28 protein-coding genes and 2 riboswitches are annotated in these 24,214 nt (G+C 54.6%); of the genes, 21 read left to right on the top strand and 7 right to left on the bottom strand.

Features of this window, described 5'->3' with window-relative positions:
* Positions 1-107 precede the first annotated feature (107 nt).
* Complete coding sequence (locus tag ACULM0_RS02990) at positions 108-833, bottom strand: alpha-ribazole kinase (protein ID WP_463678982.1); 726 nt, start codon at positions 831-833, stop codon at positions 108-110.
* On the bottom strand, positions 820-1,320 hold the full coding sequence (locus ACULM0_RS02985; protein WP_463678981.1) for an ECF transporter S component: 501 nt from the start codon (positions 1,318-1,320) through the stop codon (positions 820-822). The genes ACULM0_RS02990 and ACULM0_RS02985 overlap by 14 nt, the downstream gene beginning before the upstream one ends.
* Positions 1,321-1,411: 91 nt before the next feature.
* A riboswitch (cobalamin riboswitch) is annotated at positions 1,412-1,603 on the bottom strand.
* Between the two features lie 80 nt (positions 1,604-1,683).
* On the opposite strand from ACULM0_RS02985, the gene ACULM0_RS02980 reads away from it, so the two are divergent.
* From ACULM0_RS02980 to ACULM0_RS02895, 18 genes are all read left to right on the top strand, one after another.
* On the top strand, positions 1,684-2,400 hold the full coding sequence (locus ACULM0_RS02980) for a DUF4440 domain-containing protein (protein ID WP_463678980.1): 717 nt from the start codon (positions 1,684-1,686) through the stop codon (positions 2,398-2,400).
* 296 nt (positions 2,401-2,696) lie between these two features.
* On the top strand, positions 2,697-3,233 hold the full coding sequence (locus ACULM0_RS02975; RefSeq protein ID WP_463678979.1) for a macro domain-containing protein: 537 nt from the start codon (positions 2,697-2,699) through the stop codon (positions 3,231-3,233).
* A gap of 81 nt (positions 3,234-3,314) precedes the next feature.
* Positions 3,315-3,492: riboswitch (cobalamin riboswitch) on the top strand.
* Between the two features lie 124 nt (positions 3,493-3,616).
* Positions 3,617-4,579, top strand: coding sequence for a FecCD family ABC transporter permease (locus tag ACULM0_RS02970; protein ID WP_463678978.1), 963 nt, complete (start codon positions 3,617-3,619; stop codon positions 4,577-4,579).
* Complete coding sequence (locus ACULM0_RS02965) at positions 4,576-5,403, top strand: ABC transporter ATP-binding protein (protein WP_463678977.1); 828 nt, start codon at positions 4,576-4,578, stop codon at positions 5,401-5,403. Before ACULM0_RS02970 ends, ACULM0_RS02965 begins: the two co-directional genes overlap by 4 nt.
* Entirely contained in the window at positions 5,339-6,355 is a 1,017-nt protein-coding gene (locus ACULM0_RS02960) for an ABC transporter substrate-binding protein (protein WP_463678976.1), read from the top strand. The genes ACULM0_RS02965 and ACULM0_RS02960 overlap by 65 nt, the downstream gene beginning before the upstream one ends.
* Positions 6,356-6,364: 9 nt before the next feature.
* A complete protein-coding gene (locus tag ACULM0_RS02955; protein ID WP_463678975.1) occupies positions 6,365-7,006 on the top strand; it encodes a precorrin-8X methylmutase in 642 nt (213 codons plus the stop codon).
* A complete protein-coding gene (gene cbiE, locus ACULM0_RS02950) occupies positions 7,003-7,623 on the top strand; it encodes a precorrin-6y C5,15-methyltransferase (decarboxylating) subunit CbiE (protein WP_463678974.1) in 621 nt (206 codons plus the stop codon). The genes ACULM0_RS02955 and cbiE overlap by 4 nt, the downstream gene beginning before the upstream one ends.
* The gene (cbiT, locus tag ACULM0_RS02945) at positions 7,613-8,197 is read left to right on the top strand and encodes a precorrin-6Y C5,15-methyltransferase (decarboxylating) subunit CbiT (protein ID WP_463678973.1); all 585 of its coding nucleotides are present in this window, start codon (positions 7,613-7,615) and stop codon (positions 8,195-8,197) included. Before cbiE ends, cbiT begins: the two co-directional genes overlap by 11 nt.
* Entirely contained in the window at positions 8,190-9,230 is a 1,041-nt protein-coding gene (locus ACULM0_RS02940) for a cobalt-precorrin 5A hydrolase (RefSeq protein WP_463678972.1), read from the top strand. Before cbiT ends, ACULM0_RS02940 begins: the two co-directional genes overlap by 8 nt.
* On the top strand, positions 9,203-10,009 hold the full coding sequence (cobK, locus tag ACULM0_RS02935; RefSeq protein WP_463678971.1) for a precorrin-6A reductase: 807 nt from the start codon (positions 9,203-9,205) through the stop codon (positions 10,007-10,009). The genes ACULM0_RS02940 and cobK overlap by 28 nt, the downstream gene beginning before the upstream one ends.
* Positions 9,997-10,782: a carbon-nitrogen hydrolase family protein gene (locus ACULM0_RS02930; RefSeq protein ID WP_463678970.1), complete on the top strand. Its 786-nt coding sequence runs from the start codon at positions 9,997-9,999 to the stop codon at positions 10,780-10,782. Before cobK ends, ACULM0_RS02930 begins: the two co-directional genes overlap by 13 nt.
* Complete coding sequence (cbiD, locus tag ACULM0_RS02925) at positions 10,779-11,918, top strand: cobalt-precorrin-5B (C(1))-methyltransferase CbiD (protein WP_463678969.1); 1,140 nt, start codon at positions 10,779-10,781, stop codon at positions 11,916-11,918. The genes ACULM0_RS02930 and cbiD overlap by 4 nt, the downstream gene beginning before the upstream one ends.
* Positions 11,911-12,609, top strand: a complete 699-nt coding sequence (gene cobI / locus ACULM0_RS02920) for a precorrin-2 C(20)-methyltransferase (protein ID WP_463678968.1) — start codon at positions 11,911-11,913, stop codon at positions 12,607-12,609. Before cbiD ends, cobI begins: the two co-directional genes overlap by 8 nt.
* Entirely contained in the window at positions 12,602-13,366 is a 765-nt protein-coding gene (gene cobM, locus ACULM0_RS02915) for a precorrin-4 C(11)-methyltransferase (RefSeq protein WP_463678967.1), read from the top strand. The genes cobI and cobM overlap by 8 nt, the downstream gene beginning before the upstream one ends.
* On the top strand, positions 13,359-14,141 hold the full coding sequence (cobJ, locus tag ACULM0_RS02910) for a precorrin-3B C(17)-methyltransferase (RefSeq protein WP_463678966.1): 783 nt from the start codon (positions 13,359-13,361) through the stop codon (positions 14,139-14,141). Before cobM ends, cobJ begins: the two co-directional genes overlap by 8 nt.
* A gap of 140 nt (positions 14,142-14,281) precedes the next feature.
* On the top strand, positions 14,282-14,491 hold the full coding sequence (locus ACULM0_RS02905) for a FeoA family protein (protein ID WP_463678965.1): 210 nt from the start codon (positions 14,282-14,284) through the stop codon (positions 14,489-14,491).
* Positions 14,492-14,587: 96 nt separating this feature from the next.
* Positions 14,588-16,528, top strand: coding sequence for a ferrous iron transporter B (gene feoB / locus ACULM0_RS02900; protein ID WP_463678964.1), 1,941 nt, complete (start codon positions 14,588-14,590; stop codon positions 16,526-16,528).
* 13 nt (positions 16,529-16,541) lie between these two features.
* The gene (locus tag ACULM0_RS02895) at positions 16,542-16,730 is read left to right on the top strand and encodes a FeoB-associated Cys-rich membrane protein (protein WP_463678963.1); all 189 of its coding nucleotides are present in this window, start codon (positions 16,542-16,544) and stop codon (positions 16,728-16,730) included.
* 47 nt (positions 16,731-16,777) lie between these two features.
* Here the strand turns inward: ACULM0_RS02895 and ACULM0_RS02890 are convergent, their stop codons facing one another.
* Positions 16,778-17,785, bottom strand: a complete 1,008-nt coding sequence (locus ACULM0_RS02890) for a YeiH family protein (RefSeq protein ID WP_463678962.1) — start codon at positions 17,783-17,785, stop codon at positions 16,778-16,780.
* A gap of 136 nt (positions 17,786-17,921) precedes the next feature.
* Between ACULM0_RS02890 and ACULM0_RS02885 the strand changes: the two genes are divergently transcribed.
* Positions 17,922-18,827: a LysR family transcriptional regulator gene (locus ACULM0_RS02885; RefSeq protein ID WP_463678961.1), complete on the top strand. Its 906-nt coding sequence runs from the start codon at positions 17,922-17,924 to the stop codon at positions 18,825-18,827.
* Between the two features lie 144 nt (positions 18,828-18,971).
* Here ACULM0_RS02885 and ACULM0_RS02880 read toward each other — a convergent pair whose 3' ends face one another.
* Both ACULM0_RS02880 and ACULM0_RS02875 read right to left on the bottom strand, forming a co-directional pair.
* On the bottom strand, positions 18,972-20,474 hold the full coding sequence (locus ACULM0_RS02880) for a phytoene desaturase family protein (protein ID WP_463678960.1): 1,503 nt from the start codon (positions 20,472-20,474) through the stop codon (positions 18,972-18,974).
* The gene (locus tag ACULM0_RS02875; RefSeq protein ID WP_463678959.1) at positions 20,474-21,046 is read right to left on the bottom strand and encodes a TetR/AcrR family transcriptional regulator; all 573 of its coding nucleotides are present in this window, start codon (positions 21,044-21,046) and stop codon (positions 20,474-20,476) included. Before ACULM0_RS02875 ends, ACULM0_RS02880 begins: the two co-directional genes overlap by 1 nt.
* 183 nt (positions 21,047-21,229) lie before the next feature.
* Between ACULM0_RS02875 and ACULM0_RS02870 the strand changes: the two genes are divergently transcribed.
* Together ACULM0_RS02870 and ACULM0_RS02865 are read left to right on the top strand one after the other, a co-directional pair.
* A complete protein-coding gene (locus ACULM0_RS02870; protein WP_463678958.1) occupies positions 21,230-22,450 on the top strand; it encodes an L-lactate MFS transporter in 1,221 nt (406 codons plus the stop codon).
* A gap of 102 nt (positions 22,451-22,552) precedes the next feature.
* Entirely contained in the window at positions 22,553-23,059 is a 507-nt protein-coding gene (locus tag ACULM0_RS02865) for an SOUL family heme-binding protein (protein ID WP_463678957.1), read from the top strand.
* Here ACULM0_RS02865 and ACULM0_RS02860 read toward each other — a convergent pair.
* Together ACULM0_RS02860 and ACULM0_RS02855 are read right to left on the bottom strand one after the other, a co-directional pair.
* The gene (locus ACULM0_RS02860; RefSeq protein WP_463678956.1) at positions 23,056-23,382 is read right to left on the bottom strand and encodes a branched-chain amino acid transporter permease; all 327 of its coding nucleotides are present in this window, start codon (positions 23,380-23,382) and stop codon (positions 23,056-23,058) included. The two genes, ACULM0_RS02865 and ACULM0_RS02860, sit on opposite strands and share 4 nt — an antisense overlap.
* On the bottom strand, positions 23,383-24,084 hold the full coding sequence (locus ACULM0_RS02855) for an AzlC family ABC transporter permease (RefSeq protein WP_463678955.1): 702 nt from the start codon (positions 24,082-24,084) through the stop codon (positions 23,383-23,385).
* Positions 24,085-24,214 lie beyond the last annotated feature (130 nt).

Here is a 24,214-nt window from a genome sequence, read left to right as displayed (position 1 = left end):
AGATGCTATGATTCATTGAGCTCAACAGGCAATATTTTATCACAAAATCCCGCGGGATGCACCTTGGAATATTTCCCAAACGCTGGGCGGGAAAGGAGGGGAAGGGGTCATCGGACCAGTCCGATCGGGTAGACCGGACAAGGTGAAAGAAACGATGGGTCGAGTGGTCCCTGTGTGCTGATGACGAGGCTTGTGCTGGGTCCAGCGGACTTGTCTAGATCCAAACCGGGGATCACCTGCCACTCAATCTTATGTTTCCTTGTGTCGACGAGACAGGTGGCTTCATTAGCGATGCCACCGGAGCCTACGGGCAGAATCTCCACCACCTGAGGATGTTGAAGCAGCTTGGTCAGGATCTCAAGCGTAGCGATCTCGCCCTCGTCCGCCACCACTTCTTCTCCGACCTTGGGGCGACCCACAGCATAGAGATGGTGGCCGGACGTCGTGCGACCGATCCGCAGGTTGTCGCGGTCGCAGATGCCTATGGCTGTCAAACCGATCCCGGTTTGAGAGGTGGGGATGTTCTTTTCTGTGCTTAGGGTGATTTCGAAAGCAGGTAAATTTCCCTCTTCGCGAGCGATTTCGATGCCGAGGCGGACCTGATCGCCTACTGCGGGCTCGTTGCAGACCGCGGCCGTCATTGTGAGGAGCGAGGCGCCTGAGGAAAGGAGCTCCATCAGGACCACCCGGGCCGTTAGCACGGCGACGTCAACTGTTGGAAAGATCACGGTATCACCGGAAGCCTCCCCGATACCCCCACAGGAGTCACAGGCGACGACAAGGACTTGTCTTTCGTTCAAAGAGTGTAGGCTGATATCCCTATTCGTTCGCATAGCGACGTTCACTTACGCGACCGATGAGCCGCTCACCGATCAGATCGGCAAGTAGCACGTTGACCGCGCTGCCTACGGTAAGTGGTAGCACCATAGCGAGGAAGAAGCCCATACCGAAACCCGGGATGAAGGCAAAGGCGAGTGGGGAGAGAATCCCGTTGGCCAGGATGGTGAGGACGAGCGTCAAAGGTCGGTTCACCCGACTCCTGAGATAAGCGTAGCACCACATGACGAGCCCCATCTCTAGGGCGATGAACAGGTGGAGGAGGGGACCCAGGGGAAAGCCCGCGGAGGCTGCTGTCATAAGATGGCCTAGACTGCCCACCAGAGCACCGGTTCCGCCTCCGAAAAGGGTGGCGGCGACGAAGCCGGGTAGGGCATCAAGGGCGATGGTTCCCGTGGGGGAGGGAATCTTGATGAGGGAGCCGATGACGCTCATGGCGAGAAACAAGCCAATCATAGGGATACGGCGCTGGGATGAAGACATGTGATCACTCCTTCTTATTTTTTAGACGAAAAAAAGCCCACGGTCAAAAAGACCGTGGACTTTACCATCGTCCTACGTCCGACCCCTGGGGTCGGGAGCTGACGAACAGGCAGGTCTCCTGGCTCACGGGTCAAGGCAGGGCTCTCGCCTTCCCAGCTGTATGCTTACAGCCGGTGGCATGATGAGGAGTCTGCTCGCCGAATACAGTGACGGGATCGCCCGGGACTTTCACCCGATTCCCTATTCTCCCCGTACCCGGGGCACCTGTTCGCGTATGTAGTATTTTCATTTACCAGTGTAGTGTAAGTCAGAACAAGAGTCAAGAGAGAACAAGAGAAGGACAAATATGGGAAAGGAGAACGGATGATGACAGGACATGTGGCAATCAACTTAAAGACGGAGGATCTGGAGAAGTCCTTGGCATTCTACCAAGCCTTGGGTTTTCGCACGATCGATGGTGGGCATAGAAATGGTGGTTTTCCAGATCGAGAGGGAAAAAAGTGGCGGGTGCTTCAATCCGATGGTGTGGTCATAGGCCTTTTCGAAGGGATGCTGGAGTCGAATCATCTCTCTTTTTACAGCGACCGATTAGATGAAATTCGAACGCTGTTCGATAATCAGTCGATCGATTATGAAGAGGCGATGGGCAGCCTGGCCCTTGTGGATCCCGATGGTCTGCCGCTGCTCTTCGAGCCTGTCCATGTGAACCCAGAGGAGGAGCTGATGGAAGCGGACCGCGCCTTTTGCGATGCGGTGCAGGAAGGTGGCGGCAGTGCATTCGCGGAAGGCTTCGATGAGCATGGGATCATGGTCTCTGGCCGTGAAAACCGACTGATCGGACGAGAGCTGATCCGAGCTGCGATGAGGCGTTTTTTCGATAAGCCGGGATTTCAACTGATTTGGGAGCCGCTGGAGGCACAGGTTTCCGTTGACGGGACCCTCGGTCACACCAGTGGGACCTATGAACGTAGCTACGAGATCCCTTCAGGGGAAAAGATCATCGAGAAGGGGAGCTACTCCACTACTTGGAAGAGAGATGAGACGGGTGACTGGCGCGTACTTTTCGATATTGGAAACTGAAGAGATATTTTGTGAGAGAAACCATTTGAAGGGTATCATGGAAAAGAGCCCGATCATCAGTACACCACCAGGAGGTCTTCAAGCCCTCTTCTCGACGCACCATCCAACCTTCGGCTGATCTCAGAGGATAAAAGCGACCAGGGGAACGACTATTTGCAGGGGAATCATTTTTCTAACCCGCACGAAAGAGCCATGAAGCAACTCCCGCAAGGATGGTACAGCAATCTGTACTGCTCCGAGCGTGTTCGATAGATGGTGCTAAGCACACAAATAGGAAAACCTAAGGAGGGCTAATCATGTTAGAGCGTACGATCGGAGGGATCACGGTTAAACTGGTGGTGGGCGATATAGCCGACCAACCAGATGTGATGGCGGTGGTCAATGCCGCAAATGCCGCGCTGAAACCCGGTGGAGGTGTGGCCGGGGCCATCCATGAAGCCGCTGGTCCGGAACTAGAGGAAGCCTGTCGGCCCTATGCGCCGATTGAACCCGGTGAAGCGGTCATCACCATGGCCTATAAATTGCCCAATGAGTATGTGATCCACTGCCTGGGGCCTGTATACGGTCGGGATGAACCGTCTGATGAACTGCTGGCCACCTGTTACCGCGCGGCGCTCAAGCTTTGCGATACCCACGATGTCCAGTCCGTGGCCTTTCCAGCGATTTCCACGGGGATCTTCGGTTACCCGATCCGAGAGGCAGCAGAGGTGGCGCTTAAGGCTGTACTCGATGGACTGCCATATCTCGAGATGTTGCGCGAGATCCGGTTCGTCCTCTTCCATGAAAAAGATCTTGAAATTTTCGAGAACACCTTCGATCGCTTAGAGGCCTGAATCCGGGCTCTTCAGGATCCGATCCACGCTCATTTGGCGAAAGGACTTGTGGAGAATGTTTCCCTCTGCTATACTGTTTGTGAAGTTCATAGCAAACTTGGTGTCGAAAGACTTAATAGGGAATCGGGTACAAAGCCCGAGCTGTCCCAGCAACCGTATGACTGACGAAGGGAAACGAACCACTGCTCGAGCATTCGAGTGGGAAGGGTCCTAGAGGATGACGTCGAGCCGGTAGACCTGCCAGATTTGCAGCAAAGATTTTCTCCTGGGCCATGAGAAAGATCGACGTTGTGAAAAAGGCAATCGCTTTTTGAATCAACCACGTCCATCTCCCAGATGGGCGTTTTTTCATGCTACAGGAGCATCAACGAGGAGGAAAACCTTTGAAACAAAGGAAAATTCTTGCGTTGGTGGTCCTGGTTTTTTTGTTATTGATCATGATCATCATCGCACTCTACAGTGGTCACGCGCATGCCCAGAGCTTTCAAGATCCCATCGAACGGGTGATTCTTGTCAAGATCAGGTTGCCCCGGATTCTGCTGGCCATCGCGGTCGGTATCGCACTCTCATTGAGCGGACATACGATGCAGATCCTATTGAACAATCCGCTGGCCAGTGGGTCGACACTCGGGATGTCATCAGGTGCAGCCTTTGGTGCCTCCGTGGCTATCTATCTGAATATGCGGTATGGTCTGCACATTTCGCATCAGATCACGGCGGTACTCAGCGCACTGCTTACACTCCTCGTGGTGCTCCGGGTGGCCTCCCATCGCGGTGCCTTTCATGCGACCAACGTGGTACTCGCCGGGGTCATCGTGAGCACGATTCTATCCTCTGGTATCACTTTTATCAAGTACCTGGCCGACGAGCAGGTGGCGGGAATTATTGCCTTCCTCATGGGATCCCTAGGTGGCGCTTCGCTCGCGAGTGCTCTTGTCTTCCTGACGGTGGTACTCCTGGCTACGGGTGGATTCTACCGATGGCGGAAAGAACTGGATGTCATGATGATGGGGAGAGAAGAGGCATTGATCGTTGGGCTCGAATACGATCGCTATTACAAGGTACTGGTGATCGCGACTTCCGTGCTCATAGCACTTTCCGTGTCGCTTAGCGGAATCATCGGCTTCGTGGGTCTCATCACACCCCACATCGGGCGCATGCTGGTTGGGAGTTCGAACCGTAGATGCCTACCGATCATAGTCCTTTTGGGCGCACTCTTCTTGTTATCGGCAGACACGGTGGTCCGGGCCTACCTCCCCCACGCCGTGCCCGTGGGGATTCTCACCACGTTGATCGGAGGACCCTTCTTTTTGTACCTCTATCAAGGGAGGCGTTCGATCACATGAAATCGATACTTGAAATCAATGGCCTAGGCATCTCCTTTGGCCAACAGGAAATTCTAAAAGATGTGAACTTTTCACTGGCACGTGGTGGACTCCACGGGCTTCTGGGCAGTAACGGGTGCGGCAAAACCTCGATCCTCAATGCCATCGTACGGTTGATACCCCACGAAGGCACCATCCGGATCGACGGACGCCGTACGGACACTTTCTCCCGGAAGCTACTGGCGCGCCACGTTGCCTACATGAGGCAACAGCAGCATCATCAGTTCGATCTTTCCGTGGCAGAGGTCGTGGCCCTGGGACAGTTCGCCCACGGCGGGATTGACCCGCGGAAGATCGAGTCGGTGCTTTATGAGAGCGACTTGTTGGAGCTAAAAGATCGCCCGATGACGGAACTTAGCGGTGGCCAAAAACAACGTGTCTTCTATGCCAAGACACTGGCCCAAGAAAGCGAACTGATTCTGATCGACGAAGGGCTCTCAAACGCCGATATCTACTACCAACTCAAATTTCTACAGGCCCTGAAACAGAAAACACGCGAGGAAGGGAAAACCATCCTCATGGTACTCCATGATCTCCAGCTGGCCCATCAGTTTTGCGATGACCTGACCGTTTTACACGAGGGTAGCCTGCATCAATCTGGTCCGGCAGACGAGGTCATGACCGACGCTATGATCCGACGTGTTTTTAGAGTAAGGGCGAGCGTACAAGCCCGTGGCATTCGATACGAACAACATATTGAAAAAAGAAAGAAGGAATCCTATGAAAATCAAAAACATATCAGTGCTTATGCTCCTGCTGCTCCTCTTGACCTTGGTGGGATGTGATACAGCAGACTCTCTATCGCAAGTGGTTGAAGAACCCAAGCCAGATTCCAGTGAATCGGTCTCTCTAGGAGAGGAACAAATTCAGGAGGAGGCTTTCGAACCCTTTACCTTCGTGGATGATCTAGGCGTGACCCATACCTTTGACGAGCCGGCAGAGCGTGTGATCAGCACCTACTCCGCCATGACTGAAATTTTATTCGCCATCGATGCACAGGATCAGCTGATCGGTGTGGGTACCAGCGAAGCCTATCCTGCTGAGGCCCTTGAGAAGCCGAGCTTCAGTTACAAAGATGACCCGGAGGTTTTCATCGCGGCTAAGCCCGATGTTGTTCTCGTGAGAAGCGCCATGGCCAAGCGATTTGTCGACACTTTCGAGCCCTTGGAGGACTTTGGTATCCGCGTGGTAGCCCTTGACTTTCACGGGGATGACTTCGATGACTATGTCCTGCGGCTCGCCAGGATCGTGGACCAGACAGACGAAGCCGAGCAGGCTTTAAAGATCTATGCGGAGAGACTACAGGAACTGAAGGACCGTGCTGCCGCGATTCCAGAAAATGAACGGCTAGGGGTCTTCTTCGAATCAAGGGAGAAAGACTATAGAACCGCAGCGCGCGGGTCCATGGCCTACCAGACCCTGGAGATCATCGGTGTTGAGAATGTGGCCGAGGTGGATCTCGAGGAAGCGTCCTCCTCGAGCGTCGCAGACTATGGAGTCGAGCGCATTTTAGAGAAAGCCGATAGGATCGATGTGTACATTGCACAAGAAGGGGTCATGAACAAGGGTGTGACGATCGAAGGGATCCAATCCAGACCTGGCTTCGATGCGATCAGGGCGGTTCGTGAAGACCGGGTGCTGATCGTTGACGAAAAATTGATTTCATCACCGACCTTTCGCCAGATCGAAGGTGCGGAACACCTTTTCAACACCATCTACCCTGCGTACGCGGACTAGGTAATCCCCATGTATGAAAAGAGTCCGGTTGGCATTGAAGCGAAAAGTCTACAGATTATCCATCGCGAGGCACAAGCGATGGATTTGGAGGTAGCGGAGGCACTGCGCCCAATCATCTACCGAGTGATCCATACGACCGCAGATTTCGAGTACGCCCGGCTCATTGAGATATCCGATACCTTTTTGGAAACAGCCCTATCTCTGCTCCGCAAGGGTCCTACTGTTTACACCGATACCGAGATGATTGTAGCCGGGTTCAATAAGAAGAATGCCAGGCGGTTACTGGTACGTCCTGTAACTTGTGTGCATGATGCAGATGTGCACGCGGAGGCTGTGGAGAGAAATGTCACGCGCTCGATGGTAGCCATTGAAAAGGGGCTTAGAGGTGGAATCGATATCTTCTGTTGTGGCAATGCGCCCACAGCCATTTTCCATTTGGCCGAGGAGCTTAAGCGCGGCATCAAGCCCCCAAAGCTTTTGATCGGTGTGCCCGTTGGTTTCGTTGGGGCTGCAGAATCAAAGGAACTGGCCAAAACGCTGGGGATTCCCTATCTGATCGTAAGCGGTCGAAAGGGCGGGAGTCCCGTGGCGGCTTCCATTATGAACGCCCTGATGAAACTAAGTGTAGAAGAGGGAGTGGACGAAGGATGAAAGGCGAGCTCTTTATCGTAGGAGTCGGCCCGGGTCAAGCGCGCACGCTGACCCTGGAGGCCATAGAAAAGATCGAGCGTGCCACGAGAATTTTTTGCTCCGATCGTCTACTGGACGCTTCTTTCCTGCCCGAGGGTGTCAAGATTTCCTCTTATCAGGGCAGGCTGGACCAAGTGAGCGCTTGGATCGAGAATAGCCGCACCACGGATCAAACCGTGGTGCTCGTCTCGGGTGATCCGGGTTTTTACAGTTTGTCTCGAAAGCTTCTCTGTCAGTTTCCAGAGGCGGTGGTGGTCCCTGGGATCAGCGCTTTTCAGTATCTTTTCGCACGTATTGGTCGATCTTGGGAGCAGTATGATCTTGTGAGCTTGCATGGGAGTGACAATGCGTGGCTCGAACGCTATCGAGCGGGACGATCGCTGGTTTTATTGACGGATCCGGATCGGCCACCCCACCATCTGATCACGCAGTTGGTCGCCGCTGGCCATGGCCATACTCGAGTGACCGTAGGGTGCCAGTTGGGAAGTCAGGAGGAAGTGATCGACAGGGGTTCTGCGGTCGCTCTCTTGGGAAAACCCTATGATCCACTGGCGGTGGTGATTGTCGATGCGGATTAGAGATGCGCAGTTTCTCAGGGGAAAGGTACCCATGACGAAGGAAGAGGTGCGAACGATTGCGCTCTCGAAACTCGATCTCGGTGAGGACGATGTGCTTTGGGACGTGGGGGCCGGCAGCGGTTCCGTGGGCCTGCAGGCAGCCCTGTGCAGCCCAGTGGAGGCCGTGTGCGCCATCGAAGTCAAGCACGATGCCCTCCGGTTGATCAAAGAGAACCGTGAACACCTCAAGGCGGACAAGCTCAAGATCTTCGCGGGTAGAGCACCGGATTGTTTTGAGCAGATCTTCGATCGTCCCACGAAAGTGTTCATCGGAGGATCTGGCGGGCAGCTCGACCGCATCCTAGCGGCAGTATTCGAGAAGGCGAGTGTACAGATTGTTGTGATGACTGCGATCACCCTGAAGACGCTAGAGGAAGCGAGGCGCTTTTTTAACGAGCGTGACGACCTCTTCGTTTCTATTGCCCAGATACAGATCTCGCGATTCGATCGCTTGGGTTCTATGGGGATGGCAGAAAGCGAGAATCCCATTTTTCTCCTCTGTGCTGAACGGCAGGTGATCAGCGGTGATGCGTGAGCAAACAACCATCGGCCTGGTCAGTCTGACGCGTCGTGGGGCGCAGACGGCGAGAAGGATCAACCAGCACTTACAGGGGGTTCACTATCCAAAGGCTTCATTTGCAAAGGGAGAAGAATCCCCTTGGGAAGGACCCGTGAAGGGCTGGTTTCAAAGGCAATGGCCAACACATGATGCGTGGGTCTTGGTGATGGCCACCGGTATTGCCGTGCGGTTGATCGCGCCAGTACTCTGTGATAAGTTCACGGATCCCGCGGTCGTGCTTATTGATGAACAGGGCCGCTTTCCGATCAGTTTGCTCTCGGGCCATCTCGGCGGCGCCAACCGCTTGACTCAGCAGATTGCAGATCAATTGGGCGTCGAGGCGGTCATCACCACTGCCTCAGATGGGCAGGGGATCGAAGCGGTCGATCTCTTCGCCCGGCGTAATGGTTTGATCATGGCCGATCGAGAAGAAGTCATAAGGGCAACGGCACGGCTGGTCAATGGCGAACCGATCACCTACTGGGATCCGGGGTCTTACCTGAGGGGTGAGGTGCCGACAACCCCTAGCGCAGGAAGGGTTCCTCTGATTATGATTGAGCATCTACCGGGAACCGACCATGAGCATGGGGTGGTCTGTAGGCTCCTCCCTAAGAATGTGGTGGTTGGTGTGGGATTTCGCAGGGAGATCACAGGTGAGACGCTGTTTGATGCCCTGGTCGCGTTTTTAATGCGTCAAGGGATGGATCCTCGACGCGTCAAGTGTCTAGCGTCTATCGATCTAAAAACAAAGTCGGTCGCTTTCAAGAGATGCCACCATGTTTTTGAGCGAACCTTTGGTGCCATCGATCCTCAGACAATCTCGATCGAAGCAATCGCCAAGGTCGAAAAAACATTCGAAACCTCGGACTTCGTCCAGCGCACAATCGGAGTCGGTGCCGTGGCAGCACCATGTGGTTACCTTGCATCGCAGGGTGGGGTTCAAGTGGGCTCGGTGTACAGGGGAAAGGGGATGACCTTTTCATGTTGGATCGAAAGAGCAGAGAAATGACGCGACAGACGGTTCTTCTTGTGGGTGGCACCACGGAATCGTCTCAAATCTACAGGCGATTGACCAACCTAGGGTACGCCATACACGTGAGCACAGTAACCGATCACGTTGGGCATCTGTATCCCGGGGCAGACGAGGGGACAATCCATCGTGGTCCGCTCGGTAGCGGGGGCTTCAAAAGGTTGATAGAAAAAGAGCACGTGAAGGTCGTCATCGATGCTTCCCATCCCTTTGCGGTGAGCGTCACCCACACTTTGCGTCAGGTAACCGAAACACTCGAGATGCCCTATTTCCGTTACGAACGCGAAGGAGGGGACTCTTTGCCCCGGGAGATCACCATGTTTGATGAGGTGGGGGAAGCAGTGCGTTTTCTCTCAGAAACGGAGGGACCGATTTTTGTAACCACGGGCGTCCGCGCACTACCTCGAATCGTTGAAAAAATCGATAGGACAAGGTTGTTGGTGCGCGTCCTACCTAGTGTTGCTTCAATCGCCACCTGTCATGAAATGGGGTTGTCGATCGGTCAGATCTTGGCGGCCAAGGGACCCTTTACCGAAGCGTTTAACCGCGTAGTCATGGAGGATCACGGCATCAAGTGGTTGTTGACTAAGGAAAGTGGTCGTCATGGTGGTTTGACCGATAAGATCAAAGCGGCCCAGGGCTTGGGGATAAGCATCGTGATGGTCCGACGACCACAGGTCCCGGGAGATGCATACGCTTGCGCAGAAGACCTTTTGAAAGCCTTGGCCCAGGCGATGGCGGATCGATGGACAGACTGAAAGTGGCCTTGTGTCCCTTTGAAAACAGGCTTGATCTTGTGCGGAACACAGAGGGTGTCCTGCATCTCATCCAGCGATACGCCAAAGAAGATGTGGCACTCTTGATCCTTCCAGAGGGAGCTCTGACGGGATATACGTCGGACCCTTACAAGGTCAACTGGTTGCAAAACAGTGCGCCGGAACTCGATCGCATCCGAAAGGCTGCTGAAGAAGCGGATCTTTCCCTGATGATCGGAGCCTCCTATGTCGAGGGAATGCGTCGGCAGATGGCATACCTACACATTGGAAGGCAACTCACGGTCTATGCGAAAACGCACCTGGGCAGGCGTGAGGAGAAAATATGTCGACCGGGGGACGGCTTGGTACCCTTCCGCTGGAGGGGATGGCAGTTTGGAACAGCTCTTTGTATCGAGGGTCATTTTCCCGAGATCTTTCTCACCCATCGCAACTGGGGTGCGCAGGTGATGGTCGTTCCTCACGCATCACCCGTCATAGCGGGCGATCGGCTGACGCTTTGGTCGCGCTACTTGGCGGCGCGGGCCATGGATAACGGCCAGTACGTACTGGCCACCAATCTCTACGGGGAAGTGGACGGCATCGCCTTTTCCGGAGGTGCCATGGCCTTTGCACCGGATGGATCGGTTCTCGGCAAAACGGAAAGGGATCCTATCGTGCTCACTTTGAATCCTGAGGTCGTGGACAAGGCCCAAGACCCCGGTGCAAAGCGGAACTATTTCGAGAGGAGGAGAGAGGGGCTCTATGACCTCGGATGAGAATGGAAAAAGCAGACCGAAAAATTTACCGCGGGGGGAAATGGCTTCGCTTCGGATACACCACAGGCACCTGTGCAGCGGCGGCGGCGCGTGGTGCCACCCGGCTACTGCTCACGGGTGTCGCTCCCACGTTCCTGCGTATGGAGACACCCAAGGGGTGGACGGTACCCGTTGAAATTGTCGGCTCGAGCAAAGGGAAGGAGGAAGCCGTCTGCGCCGTGATCAAGGATGCAGGAGATGATCCCGATATTACCGACGGTATGACCCTAAGGGCTAGGGTTTCTTTTTCCGATGAGCCCGGAATGATTCTTGTAGGCGGTAGGGGTGTGGGACAGGTGACCCGGCCTGGTCTGGCGGTTGCTCCCGATGGACCGGCTATCAACCCTGTCCCCAGACGCATGATTTTGGCGTCCGTCAAGGCTGAATGTCAAGCGGCAGGATACGCAGGTGGCCTGAAGGTCGTGTTCGAAATCCCGGGAGGAGAGGAGCTGGCGAAGCGGACCTTTAACCCGCGTTTGGGTATCAAGGGCGGGTTGTCGATCCTCGGGACCACCGGTATCGTTGAACCGATGAGCGACGAGGCCTTCAAGGACAGTTTGGTTTTAGAACTGCAGCAGAAAGGAGAAAATGAGCTGGTCCTCGTGCCCGGGAATATCGGCAGGGACTACTGTTTGCAGCAGCAGATCCCTGAAGAACGGATCCTGAGGATCAGTAACTTTGTTGGTTCTCTTTTCGAAGCCTGTGTCGAGAAGGGGGTCGAACGTGTGCTCTTTGCCGGCCATATCGGAAAGCTGGCCAAGGTCGCCGGTGGTGTGTTTCACACCCACAACCGAGTGGCCGACGGACGCATGGCCATTTTGTCAGCCCATTTTCTGTACGCCGACCTGACAATTGAACAGATCCGCTCGCTCTACGAGATGCAAACAACAGAAGAAGCTGTAGAAGCGGCTTACCGGTGGGACAAGGCTTATGTTTTCAATCAACTGGCTAGATCGGTGAAAGAACGTTTGGAAGCCTATGTCTACCACCGGCTGGAGATCGAGGTCTTGGTCTTCTCTTACCAGAGAGGATTGATCGGTCGTACAGAAGGAGCTGACGCGCTCATCGGGCATTTGAAGGAGGTACAACATGGATAAGGTATACGGCGTGGGTGTGGGACCGGGAGATCCTGAGCTGATCTCTCTAAAAGCCCTTCGTCTACTCAACAGTGCTTCTCGAATCTACTACCCGGTGAAAGATGAAGGCGGGAAGAGCACGGCCCTCGAGATCATCAGGCCTCATCTGCTGGGAACGACGGCATCCTTGATTCCCCTGGTCTATCCCATGGCAGCGGACCGAGCTTTCCTTTCGATCCACTGGCAGCAGAATGCGGAGTTAATCCATGAACACCAAAGAGAAGGTGGAATCGGTGTTTTCATCACCCTGGGGGATCCGAGTATCTATAGCACCTTCATGCTAACGGTCCCCTATTTAATAGAGCGATGTGTCCCTTTTGAAGTGGTTCCGGGGATCCCATCATTTTTAGCCGGGGCGGCCGCAATGAAAAGCCCATTAGTGGTGGACGATCAATCGCTGATCATCCGATCGGGTCATGACAACCAGAAAGTCGAGGACGCATCCGAAGCCGTGGATACCGTCGTGATCATGAAACCCTCTTTAGATCCAGATACACTAGCGAGGGCTTTGCGATCCGATCGACAGATGGTGCTGGTGGAACGCGTGGGCATGAGCGGAGAGCGGATTCTCGATGCAAAAGACCTGATGAGGAGTATGCGACCAGCTTATTTTTCTATTCTGATTAGTAAGAAAGGAGGCACCAATGAGTAGTGTTTATTTCATCGGAGCAGGACCCGGAGATCCGGAACTCATTACCGTCAAGGGGAAGCGTGTGATCGAGGGGGCGGACCTGGTGCTTTACACGGGTTCGCTCGTCCCGGAGGCCGTTGTCCAAAAAATCAAGCCGGGTGCACGGAGAATCAGTAGCGCGGGCCTTACCCATGAGGAGGTGATCGCTCTCATCGGAGAAACTGTCAAAGCGGGTGGTAGGGTGGCCAGGGTGCATACGGGAGATCCGAGTATCTACGGTGCCATTGGAGAACAGATGGATGCCTTGGATTTACGAGAGATTTCTTATGAAGTGATCCCGGGTGTCAGCTCCTTTGTCGCCTCTGCAGCGGCCCTCCGTCGAGAGTTCACCAGGACGGGTGTCTCCCAGACGGTGATCTTGACGCGTCGCGCCGGAAGAACGCCGGTGCCAGAGGAAGAGTCTATCGTGGCGTTGTCCAAACACAGGGCAACAATGGCCATTTTTCTCTCGGTACAGGCGATCGATGAAGTGGTGGAGGATCTTTTGACGCATTATCCCGTCGAAACACCGGTGGCCGTCGTCCAGCGTGCCAGTTGGCCCGATCAGAAGATCGTTGAAGGCACCCTGGCGGACATAGCGGGAAAAGTGAAAGAAGCCGGCATCACGCGCACGGCGCAGATTTTGGTCGGTCGCTTTCTGGAGAGTGAAGGGGCCCGTTCGCTTCTCTACGATCCCACCTTTGCCCATGGCTACCGAGAGGAGAAAAATCATGCGTAAAGAGCCCCGAAATCAGATTCTGCATGTGGTCGGCATCGGTCCGGGGAGCCGAGAGCAGATGACTCTCCAGGCGCTTCGGATTCTTGATGAGGCAGAGGTCGTTGTGGGTTATCGCACCTATACCGCTCTGATCGAGGACCTGCTCGTTGGGAAAACCGTCGTATCCAATGGGATGCGAGGCGAGGCGGAGCGCTGTCGAGCGGCCATCGATCACGCCCTCGCTGGTAAGCGTACAGTCATCGTGAGTTCCGGTGATCCCGGGATCTATGGCATGGCCGGTTTGGTCTATACAATGGTCGATACACAAGAGCAATCCCTACAAGTAGCGGTGGTACCTGGGGTCACCGCCTCGAGCGCAGCCGCCTCATTACTCGGGGCTCCTCTGATGCACGATCATGCGGTGATCAGCCTCAGCGACCTCATGACAGACTGGCACTTGATTGAAAAGCGCCTGCGCCTGGCTGCAGAAGCGGATCTGGTCATCGCCCTTTACAATCCGAGAAGCCACGGGCGACCGAATCATCTCACGAGGGCACTATCGATCATCACGGAGACACTTATGGATAATCGGCCCGTTGGCGTCGTCAAGAATGCCTATCGAGCTGGCGAGGTGGTCATCTGGACGACAACGGATCGAATCGATCCGCAGACGGTCGATATGAACAGTCTCGTGATCGTGGGTAACAGCCGGACAGCACACCTTGACACGGCAATGGTGACGCCACGTGGGTATTTAACCAAAGAGGACAGGATGACTTCGTCAAGTTTTGAATGAAGTCACGAGGGTGTGGACGACGGCATTCTCGATTTGTAATCGTTCCAATGTGGTCTTATCTATTGACACCCACCCCCTGATAGTGATAATCTTTATCATGTAAATGTGATAGATATATCAGGGAAGGTGAATGCATGCGGGTGAACGAACTCAAAGTAGGCGAAAGTGCCGTGATCGACAAGATCGAGGGGGATGAAAGGACGTCCAAATTCCTCCGGTCCCTCGGCTGTTCTAAGGGCACCGAAATCACGCTGGTATCGATTCTGGCAGGAAATTACGTTGTCAGTATCAAGGACGGACGTTATGCGCTTGACAAGAACATGGCACGATCCATCCATCTGCAGGTCTAGGGCCAATTGACGGCCCTGTTTTTTCACCTTCCACTGATAAAAGTTCTCACTCCATATCATTGATTGATTCGCATTCATATTAAAAAGGAGGCTCTTATGCGCATAGCATTGGTGGGTAACCCGAACTGCGGGAAAACAACACTTTACAATCATCTTACGGGTAGTCGGGAGACTGCAGGTAACTGGTCAGGCGTTACAGTGGACAGCCGTATGGCAAAAGTTCGCAAGAAATTTTCTCCATCCGATCAAACCATCACACTGGTGGATCTCCCCGGTGCTTACTCTGTCACCCCCTTTACGGGGGAAGAGGTCATCACTCGTGATTTCATCATGGACCAGGCGCCAGATGTCATTATCAACATTTTAGATGGCGCGAATCTCGAGCGGAGCCTCTTTATGACCACTCAACTTCTCGAACTCGATATTCCCATGGTGATCGCTCTGAATAAGACAGACACCCTGGAGAAAAGGAAGGATCAACTATCGGTAGAACTTTTGGCCGAGCGTCTCGGTTGCCCCATCGTGCCCACGGTGGCCACGAAGGGGACGGGGCTCAAAGATCTGATCGCCCGGGCGATCAAGGTTGAGGATGCACCTCGTGCGTTGCTTCCCGTGGCCGATCGAGCCAATGACGAAAAACGTCAGGAACTCGTGGATCACATGATTGGCGGTGCTCTTAAGCGTGAGCACAAAGCTTCTGCCCTCCGGATGTCAGACCGACTCGACCGAATTTTCGCCCACAAGTGGTTCGGTCTTCCGATTTTTTTCCTCATCATGTGGGGTGTCTATGCTACGGCCATCGAGGGCATCGGTGGAGCCCTTTCCGAATATTTTAACGAGGTACTCTTTGGCGAGATCATTCCCGAGGCCACCGCGGCCTTCTTCGCCACCCTCAATGTGGCACCTCTGATGCAAGATCTGATCATCGAGGGTGCTATTGGTGGTGTGGGAGCCGTGATCGGTTTCTTGCCCCTGATCATGGTCCTTTTCTTCCTACTTGGTCTGTTAGAAGACAGCGGTTACATGGCCCGAGTGGCTGTTGTGATGGACCGCTACTTTAAAAAGATTGGCCTTTCCGGTAAGTCGATCATCCCTATGATCGTGGGATCCGGTTGTGCGATCCCCGGTGTCATGGCGACAAGAACCATCGAGGATGTGAACGAGCGTCGCATGACCACGATGCTCACGCCCTTCGTTCCCTGTGGAGCGAAGCTACCGATCATCGCCCTGTTCTCTGCAGTCTTCTTCCCTGAGTCCTCCTGGGTAGGACCGAGTATGTACATCATGGCTGTGGTCATGATCATCATCGGTGGTCTCTTGCTCAAGCGTCTATTCCGCTGGGAAAGCAGTTCGAATTTCTTCATCGAGCTCCCTGAGTACAAGATCCCGAGTGTGAAATACGCCTTCCGCCAGATGATTCGACAGGCAAAAGGTTTTATCTACAAGGCCTCCACGATCATCCTCGTGATGAACACCCTCATCTGGTTCATGCAGACCTATAGTTGGAACCTGCAGGTGGTGGCTGATCAGGGAAATAGCATCCTGGCCTCCGTCGGTGGCGTGATCGCTCCACTGCTGATCCCACTGGGCTTCGTGGGCTGGCAGCTTGCTGCCGCTACCTTGACGGGCTTTATCGCCAAGGAAAATGTTGTCTCCACATTTGCCATTCTGTTGGTCGTGGCCACAGAAGAGGCGCTACACGTGCCCGGTGGCCCTTTGACGAGCCTGTTCACACCCGTCACCGCTTATGCCTTTTTGGCCTTCAACCTGTTCACACCACCCTGCTTCGCGGCGATTGGTGCCATGAACGCAGAGATGGAAGACCGCAAGTGGCTTTTTAGAGCCATCGGATTCCAACTTGGCATGGGATACGGTCTGGCTCTGCTGATTACCCAAGTGGGAACGATCTTGTTGGAGGGACGTTTGGCCACTGGTTTTGTTCCGGCTGTGTTTGCTGCAGCGCTGATGGCCGCGTACGTGATCTTTAGTATCAGAAGAAACGATCGCGAGCGCTTACCCGAGCGCGTCGTGGCATAAGGAGGAGATTTTCATGTTGGCTACCATCATTATCGGGGTTTTGTTCGGAGGCCTGTTCCTTTGGGCTGTCAAACGAACCATTGGTTCGATGAAAAAAAACAGTTGCCCCGGATGCAGCGCCAGCTGTTCGATTTCCGAGGCGTCGAGTTGTACGAGCACCTCGCGTATTACGCTGGAACTCGATCCACCAAAAAAATCCTGAGTAGGGTGAGAACAAAAGGCACCGCCGATGGCGGTGCCTTTTGCTCTCTATAATTGGCCCAAAAGGGATTGTGCTGCGAGGGAGACGACCACAACAAGGGTTGAAACGAGGAAGCCATGCAGAAGTGGCACCCAGCCCGAAGCCTTGAGTTTCGACAGGTCGGTTTTCAAACCGATGGCCCCGAGGGCCATGACCATGGCGAACTTGCTCACGCTACCGAGAATATCAGCAGCTTCTGGAGAGATCCATCCGAGTGCCCGGGCGACTACCATCAGCAGAAAGAAGATGATGAAGAAGGGGAAGATGCCACTCACGGATACCTTCTGGCGCGTGGCTTCCATGCCCGCGCGACCCTTGGACCGAGCGGAGATAAAGGAGAACAAGATCACCACGGGGACGATGGTCAGCGTCCGAGTGAGCTTGACCACAGTCGCATAACGACCCGCTAGGTCGGAAAAGGCGTAACCAGCGGCGACCACACTAGAGGTATCATTGACCGCCGTGCCCGCCCAGAGGCCGAAACCGATATCGGATAAACCGAACCATCGACCCATCAGTGGGAAGAGCACCACCATGAGCACGTCGAAGAGAAAAGTGGCTGAGATGGCGTAGGCGATGTCACTGTCGTCCGCCTCGATCACGGGAGACACCGCGGCTATGGCCGAACCTCCGCAGATGCCTGTGCCCGTGGAAATCAGGCTAGAAAGACGCCAGTCCATACCCAGCAGCCTTCCCAGCACATGACCGCCGAAGAAGGCCGCGAAGAGCGTGAAGCTCATGACGATCAAGGAGTAGCGACCCACTTCGATGACTTGTACGGCGCTGAGCGTGGCGCCCATGAGGATGATGGCCACCCGCAGCAGCTTTTTTGAAGAGAAGGTGAAGGCTGATTCGTAGGGGGAGAGATCGATGTTCCTTGAAGAGAGAAACATCCCGATCAGCAGGGCGAAGACCCCCGCGCCGATGATCTGATGGGGTAAAAGGCGACTGAGAAAGGTGGACAGGGCTGCCAGTGCTGCGACGAGCAGGAAGCCGAAGATGGATTTTTTCGACATAGTACTACCTCCGTTGGGTTGGGATTTCATTCTTTCCTTGATTGTATGGCGAGTCAGATATAAAATCAAATTATCAATTGTGATGATTATATAAGATGAATTTATAAATAAGCGTCTTCAAAGGGAGGAAAAGGCTATGTTGGATCCCAGGCTGTACACGTTCTTGACCCTCTGTGAGCAGATGAGCTATACAAAGACCGCCCGTGTGCTCTCGATGACACAACCTGCGGTGACGCAGCACATCCAGTACCTGGAGCAACAGTACGGGGTGAGGCTCTTTATCTACGAAGGGCGCCGCTTGTCCCTTACACCGGAGGGAGCCTTCTTGCAGAGTGCAGTCACCACGCTTGCCGTCGATGCAAAGAGAATCGCAGAAAAAATTTTGCTGGTGAAAGAGGAGAAGCGACAGCTCCGGCTCGGTGCGACGTTGACCATCGGGGAGTTCGTGGCACCGGCGATCTTGGAGAGTTACATGGTTGCCCATCCTGAGGTTCGGTTGTCCATGGTGGTGGCCAACACGGCTATGTTGCTCGGACGTCTGCAGTCCGGCGAGCTCGATGCGGCGCTGATCGAAGGGTACTTCGATCGTCACGCCTTTGCTGCCGAACGCCTGCAAGGGGAGGCCTTTATAGCCGTGGCAGCGGCAGGTGATCCCTTGGTCGGACGGAGGTTGACCCTCGATGCCCTGTTGCCGGAGACCCTGATCATCAGGGAGCCGGGCTCGGGCACCCGCGAGATTTTGGAACGTGCGCTCGGTGAGGCGAATCTGCACACGGACCATTTCAAGGAACAAATTGTGATCGGGAACATGAATGCGATCAAGCGTCTGGTGGCACACAAACTGGGTATCACCTTTCTCTACCGATCGGCCGCCACAGAAGAACTCGAGCGGGGCACATTGGTGCAGCTTGAACTCGAAGACTTTGCTGTCACCCATGCCTTTCATTTCGTCACCTTAGAAGGTAGCCAGTTTTCTAGGGATCACCAGGATTTCTGCACGTTCTGGAAACAACAGATCGACAGAACCGAACAGAGCAGATAGGTTTTATGCGAGCGTTTCGAGATGCTGAAGGTCGATAGGCATAGGAAGGTGCCGGTAGGGTCGATCCCTTCCAGTTATTGGGGTTGATCGGCAACGTTGAGTGCTTAGACCAGCCAAAGGAGCTAGCCCCCCACAAAGACGGTTTCAGCGTCCTGTGAAGATCTTGCCATCGCGCCTGCACAGTTTCCTCGCCAAGTTTCGCCCATCGAGAGCAGCCGATGGGATGCCACCACCCGGTTCGGTCCACTGGCCCACCATGTGGAAGCCCTGAAGGCTGGGCAGGGACTTCGGCAAACGGTTGAGCATGGTTTTCGGTGTGGGAGCGAAGCCCTCGTAGCTACCGCGCCAGTTGTGCGTGTAGCGCACCACGGAGTGGGGAGTAGAGAGATCGCGGATCTCGATGCGGTCATGCATCGCGGGAAATCTTTTCGTGAGCTCGTGCTCGACAGCGTCGAGCACCGCGTCCTTCATACGTTTGTACGCCTTTTGATCCTTCTCGGCCAGCCGAAGCCAGTAGTCCGTTTCCCAGGTATTGATCAGAACAGTCAAGAGGGTTTTTCCCTCCGGTGCCAGAGTGGAATCAAAATGATAGACGTTGACGCTGAAGGATTCGTGGGTGGAACCGTCGGGTAGGCGCAGGGCTTTCTCCGGTCTCATGACGAGGGCGTGGGGCAGGTGGGAGAGATCGGCGTCGACCCCGAAGGCAAGATAGAGAGAGGAGGGGAAGAGGGGGTAGCTGTCATAAGCAGCTACTAACTTCGGATCGTTGTGTTCGCCCGACAGCATCCTGTAGAGGGTGCTATGACCGTCGGCGGCAGAGACAACAGTGTCCGCCGCTATCGTTTGCCCGTCTGCGAGCAGGATGCCGGTGGTCTTTCCGGTCTCCGTGGTGATTTTTTGGACCTTTCGACCGTAGTGAATCACGCCTCCGCGCTCGAGATAGGTGCGCTCGATCCGTTTGGCCAAGGGGAGGGAGCCACCAATCGGATACCCCGCCGACCTGGTGTGCTGCATGGCGAGACCAAAGACCAAGGCGTTGGCCGACCAGTCCGATGGAATCAGCGTGGTGAAGAGCTCTTTCATCGAGGGATTCGAAAAGCGTTCTTCCAGCTTTCCCATGGTCATGCGCATGTAACGCAGTGCTTTAAGCATGCCGGGTGCATTTTCGAGACCGAATCGGATCTTGTCCAGGGTACGCCACGCTTCAGTGGCAACCGGTATCCGGAAGGAGGACAGCACTCGCATATCACGACAGAGCCGTTTGATCTCGCCTTGGTCCTCGGGAGCGATGCGCAGAAATTCTTCCTCTAGTCTGCTGATCTCTGAGAAGAGGGTAACCCGTTCACCGGTAGATAGCTCGATGATCGTGAAGGCGTCAAAATTAGCGATGGGTGTCGGTTGACCGTCCACCTCTGTCAGCGCGCCCAGTTCCGACCACATACGGTCGAACCCTGTTCCTTCTCGCGTGCCCATGAGCCAGTGCACACAATAATCAATGGTATACTCGCCGCGCTGCCAAGCGGTACACACACCGCCCGGCAGGGTGTGGGCTTCATAGATCTCGGTATCATATCCGTTCGCCTGCAGGTAAGCACCGGTGGAAAGACCGGCGATCCCTGCACCGATGATCAATATCTTGTGACTCATTAAGCGTGCTCCTTTCTTTTCATCTTTGCGATAAGAGCCTCGGCCACTTCCTCGAGCATCGCAAGTTGTTCTTTTTCTCCTAAGGCTTTGGGCAGGGTTTCGTTGGCGATCATCATCCCGAGTCCCGTCTGGAAGGCCCTCAGCTCGAGCAGGAGTCGGTGGAGATCTGTGTCTACGATGCCTTGGAGATCAGGGTCTTGTCTCATCAGTGCGACTAACCCCTGATCGGCTTTTTTTGCATAGGCCTCTCCATAGGTATGTTGGTGCTGGGTCATCTCGAAGAACAGGGTGGGGTAATCGGATGCAAAGCGCACGCTGGCGATACCGATATCCCGGAAGGGGTGACCACTGTTCACCTCAGCGACCATCTGGTTGCCGAGAGATACAATTGCCTGCACGACTTCTTCTTTCAAATCGTCGACCGTTTCGAAATTCACATAGATTGGCGCGATGGAACAACCGAGGGTTTCGGCGACCTTGCGAATGGCTATTCCGCTGATCCCCTCCTTCTTGGCAATCTCTAGTGCAGTTGCAACAATCTGCTCTTTGGTGAATTTGACTTTTGGGGGCATGAGGATGCTCCTTTCATATATATCGAATGTTATATAACATATGATATATTTGAATCTCCAGCATGTCAACCCTCCGAGCGCAACTTATTTTATAAACTTGCAATCGTTTTCCGCTTCTCAAAGTACGGCGAGAATGGTAATCTATTAAAAATATGTTCAATTTACATGAAAGGAAGTGATGCTATGTCCCGTCACATCATGAACAGGTGGTGGGTGGTTTTCGGTGCAGTGCTCGTGCAGATCTGTATCGGTGCGATCTACTCGTGGAGTTTGTTCAACCAACCGCTTTCTGAGCGCTTCGGATGGTCTACCGAGGAGGTCTTGGTTACCTACTCGATTGCCATCTTTGTTTTTGCCTTCACGACGATCTTTTCCGGTCGATTGCAGGACCGTATCGGTCCTAGAATTGTAACCACGATCGGTGGCATCCTGTATGGTGCCGGACTGCTCGTGGCATCACAAGCCACCTCGCTCCCTGTGCTTTATTTGGGGTACGGGGTCCTGTCGGGTATCGGTGTGGGCTTCGTCTACGTTTGTCCGCTTTCCACCTGTCTCAAGTGGTTTCCCGAGAAAAAGGGCTTTATCACGGGCATCGCGGTGGGGGCCTTCGGAGCAGGTAGCCTTGTGTTCAAGTCCGTGATCGTACGGTCCCTGGCGGCCCGCGGCGTGAGTGATACCTTCTTTTTCCTCGGCCTCCTTTACATGGTGATCGTCATCACCGGTGCCCAGTTTCTGCGTGTACCCGGGTCTGCCGGAGCGACGGACCGAGGGACAAAGCCGTTGGGGAAGGCGCTTCCCACCGCCGGCTACGGTGTGGGCCAGATGGTCCGTACCAAGACCTTCGGCAGCATCTGGATCGTGTATCTCCTTGCCTGTATGCCTGGGCTGTTGGTGATTGGCCTTGCCAAGGATATCGGGGTGGAGCTCGTCGGGCTCAGTGCCGTGGCCGCAGCCAACTCCGTGTCTGTGATCGCCCTGTTCAATGCGAGCGGACGCATCTTCTGGGGTAGTCTTTCCGACCGAGCCGGTCGTGTGAAAGTGTTGTACTGGATGTTCGGTCTGACAGCCCTTTCACTGATCGCCTTGAGCCTGCTCACTGCCTCTGCTGTGGTTTTCTATGCTTCGCTCGCCGGTATCGCTTTCAACTTCGGAGGCTTTCTGGCCGTCTTCCCAGCGCTCACCGGAGATTACTTTGGGCTGGAGAACGTTGGCGCCAACTATGGTGTCGTCTACCAAGCCTATGGTTTCGCCGCCCTCTTGGGACCGCTGGTCGAGGGCCTGGCCGGAGGACTTGTCCCCACTTTCTTGATTGCCGCCGGATTCGCGGCATTGGGGGGATTGTTGACGCTCACGATCAAGCGTCCTCCCGCAAGACCGGTGCACGGGGCGGTCCCCACCAAATAGAGAAGCTGCAGATCCTCTGAAAAGAGGGTCTGCAGCTTTCTATTTTGCGATCAGAATACAGTTATGGGGTATATATGCTTTGAAGAAAGGAGTTGAACGAGCGTGTCCAAATACGAAACACCAGACTATGAGGTGCTGATCCGAGATGGGCATATCGAGGTGCGCCGCTACCGGTCCTTTTGGCTCATGCGCTACGAAAGCGATAGGGACGCCAAAGCCGACCAAGCTTTCAGGACCCTTTTCCGGTACATCCAGTCGGACAACCGTGAAAAGGAAAAGATGGCTATGACTGCGCCGGTGCTCCGTCAGGGAGAAGATATCGAGAGCTTATCATTTATCGTGCCCAGTAGCCACGTGGAGACGATTCCGCAGCCCAACGACCCGAGACTCTCTGCCCATGAGGTGAAAGCCGGACTTTTCGCGGCGATCACCTTTCACGGGGGCTGGAGCGATGAACGGTTGGACAAATACAAGCGCAAGCTTTTGGAATGGTTGAACATCAGGGGCTATGATCATAGCGATCAGGTCTTCACGGCCTTCTACGACCCGCCCTTTATGCCATCACCGCTGAGGAAAAATGAGATCCTGATTCGTATCGAGGAAATCTAGAAGACGACCTGCACCAGAAGCATATAAACCACCGTACCGCCCACGATACTGAGCATGGTGTTGTGTTTCCAAGCATGCAGAATGACAACGGTGAGAACCCCAATAAATTCGGGAAGACCGTGGGGCCAGGTGGGCAGGGGTGTGTTACGCAGTGCGTAGACCACCAGCATAGCGATGACAGCCGGTGGGAGCACACCACCGAGGTAGGCGAGCACTGGGGGGAGATCTCGGTCACCGCGCACGAAGAGAAAGGGCAGGGCCCGGATCAAAAGGGTGACAACCGCGGAGGCCAGGATCATCAACACCAATGTACTGCTTGCCATCTAGACCACCTCCTCCATGGTTTTCCTCGTGAAGAGCAGAATCCCAACGATGAAGATCATCGAGGGGATGACCATTTGGTCGGGGCCGAACAACAATAGGGCTACGAAAGAGGCGCCCAGACCGATCAGGGCGGGCCGGTGATCCTTGTAAGCCCGCCACTGTTCCATCATGATGATGATGAAGAGTGCGGTCATGGCAAAATCGAGTCCTGTGGTGTCGAAGCGGACGATGGAAGCGGCGAAGGCACCGAGGGCTGAGCCGATCAACCAGTAGCCTTGGTTGAGTGCTGAGACGGCCAGGTAAAAGTGTCTTTCCTTCAACCCGTCGGGGACCTCGATCCCCGTGAGCAGCGAATACGTTTCATCGGTCAGGGAAAAAATCATGTAGGGCTTGGCCCGTCCCATGCGCGAAAAGGGCCCGATCAGCGACAGTCCGTAGAAGACGTGGCGAATATTGACAAAAAGGGTCATCACGATGACCTGCAGGATCCCCGCACCTCCGCTGATCAGGGCGATCAGTACAAACTGCATGGAGCCAGCGTAAACGACCAGGCTGATCAGGAGCGTGAGAAAGGGTGAAAGTCCAGCTGTGGTAGCGAGGAGCCCGTAGGCGGTACCCACGGAGATATAGCCGAGCATCACCGGGAAGGTCGTGCGTAGGGCTGCGATCACAAGTGAGTAGGTGGGGTGGGATTTTGACATCGGGTCACGCTCCTTTTCTTCAGGTGAGTATACCCAAAATCCAGGAGGCTGACAAGCCCCAGCTGTCGCAACCTCCGAAATGGTTAGCAAGAAAGAGAAGGGGGGGTGCCCGCGGGCACCCCCCCTTTTC

It is taken from the genome of Halotolerantifilum yawarlongkerapense, from assembly GCF_054506745.1.
Note: the sequence above shows the minus strand (reverse complement) of the source record. Positions and strands in the feature narration are given on the sequence as shown.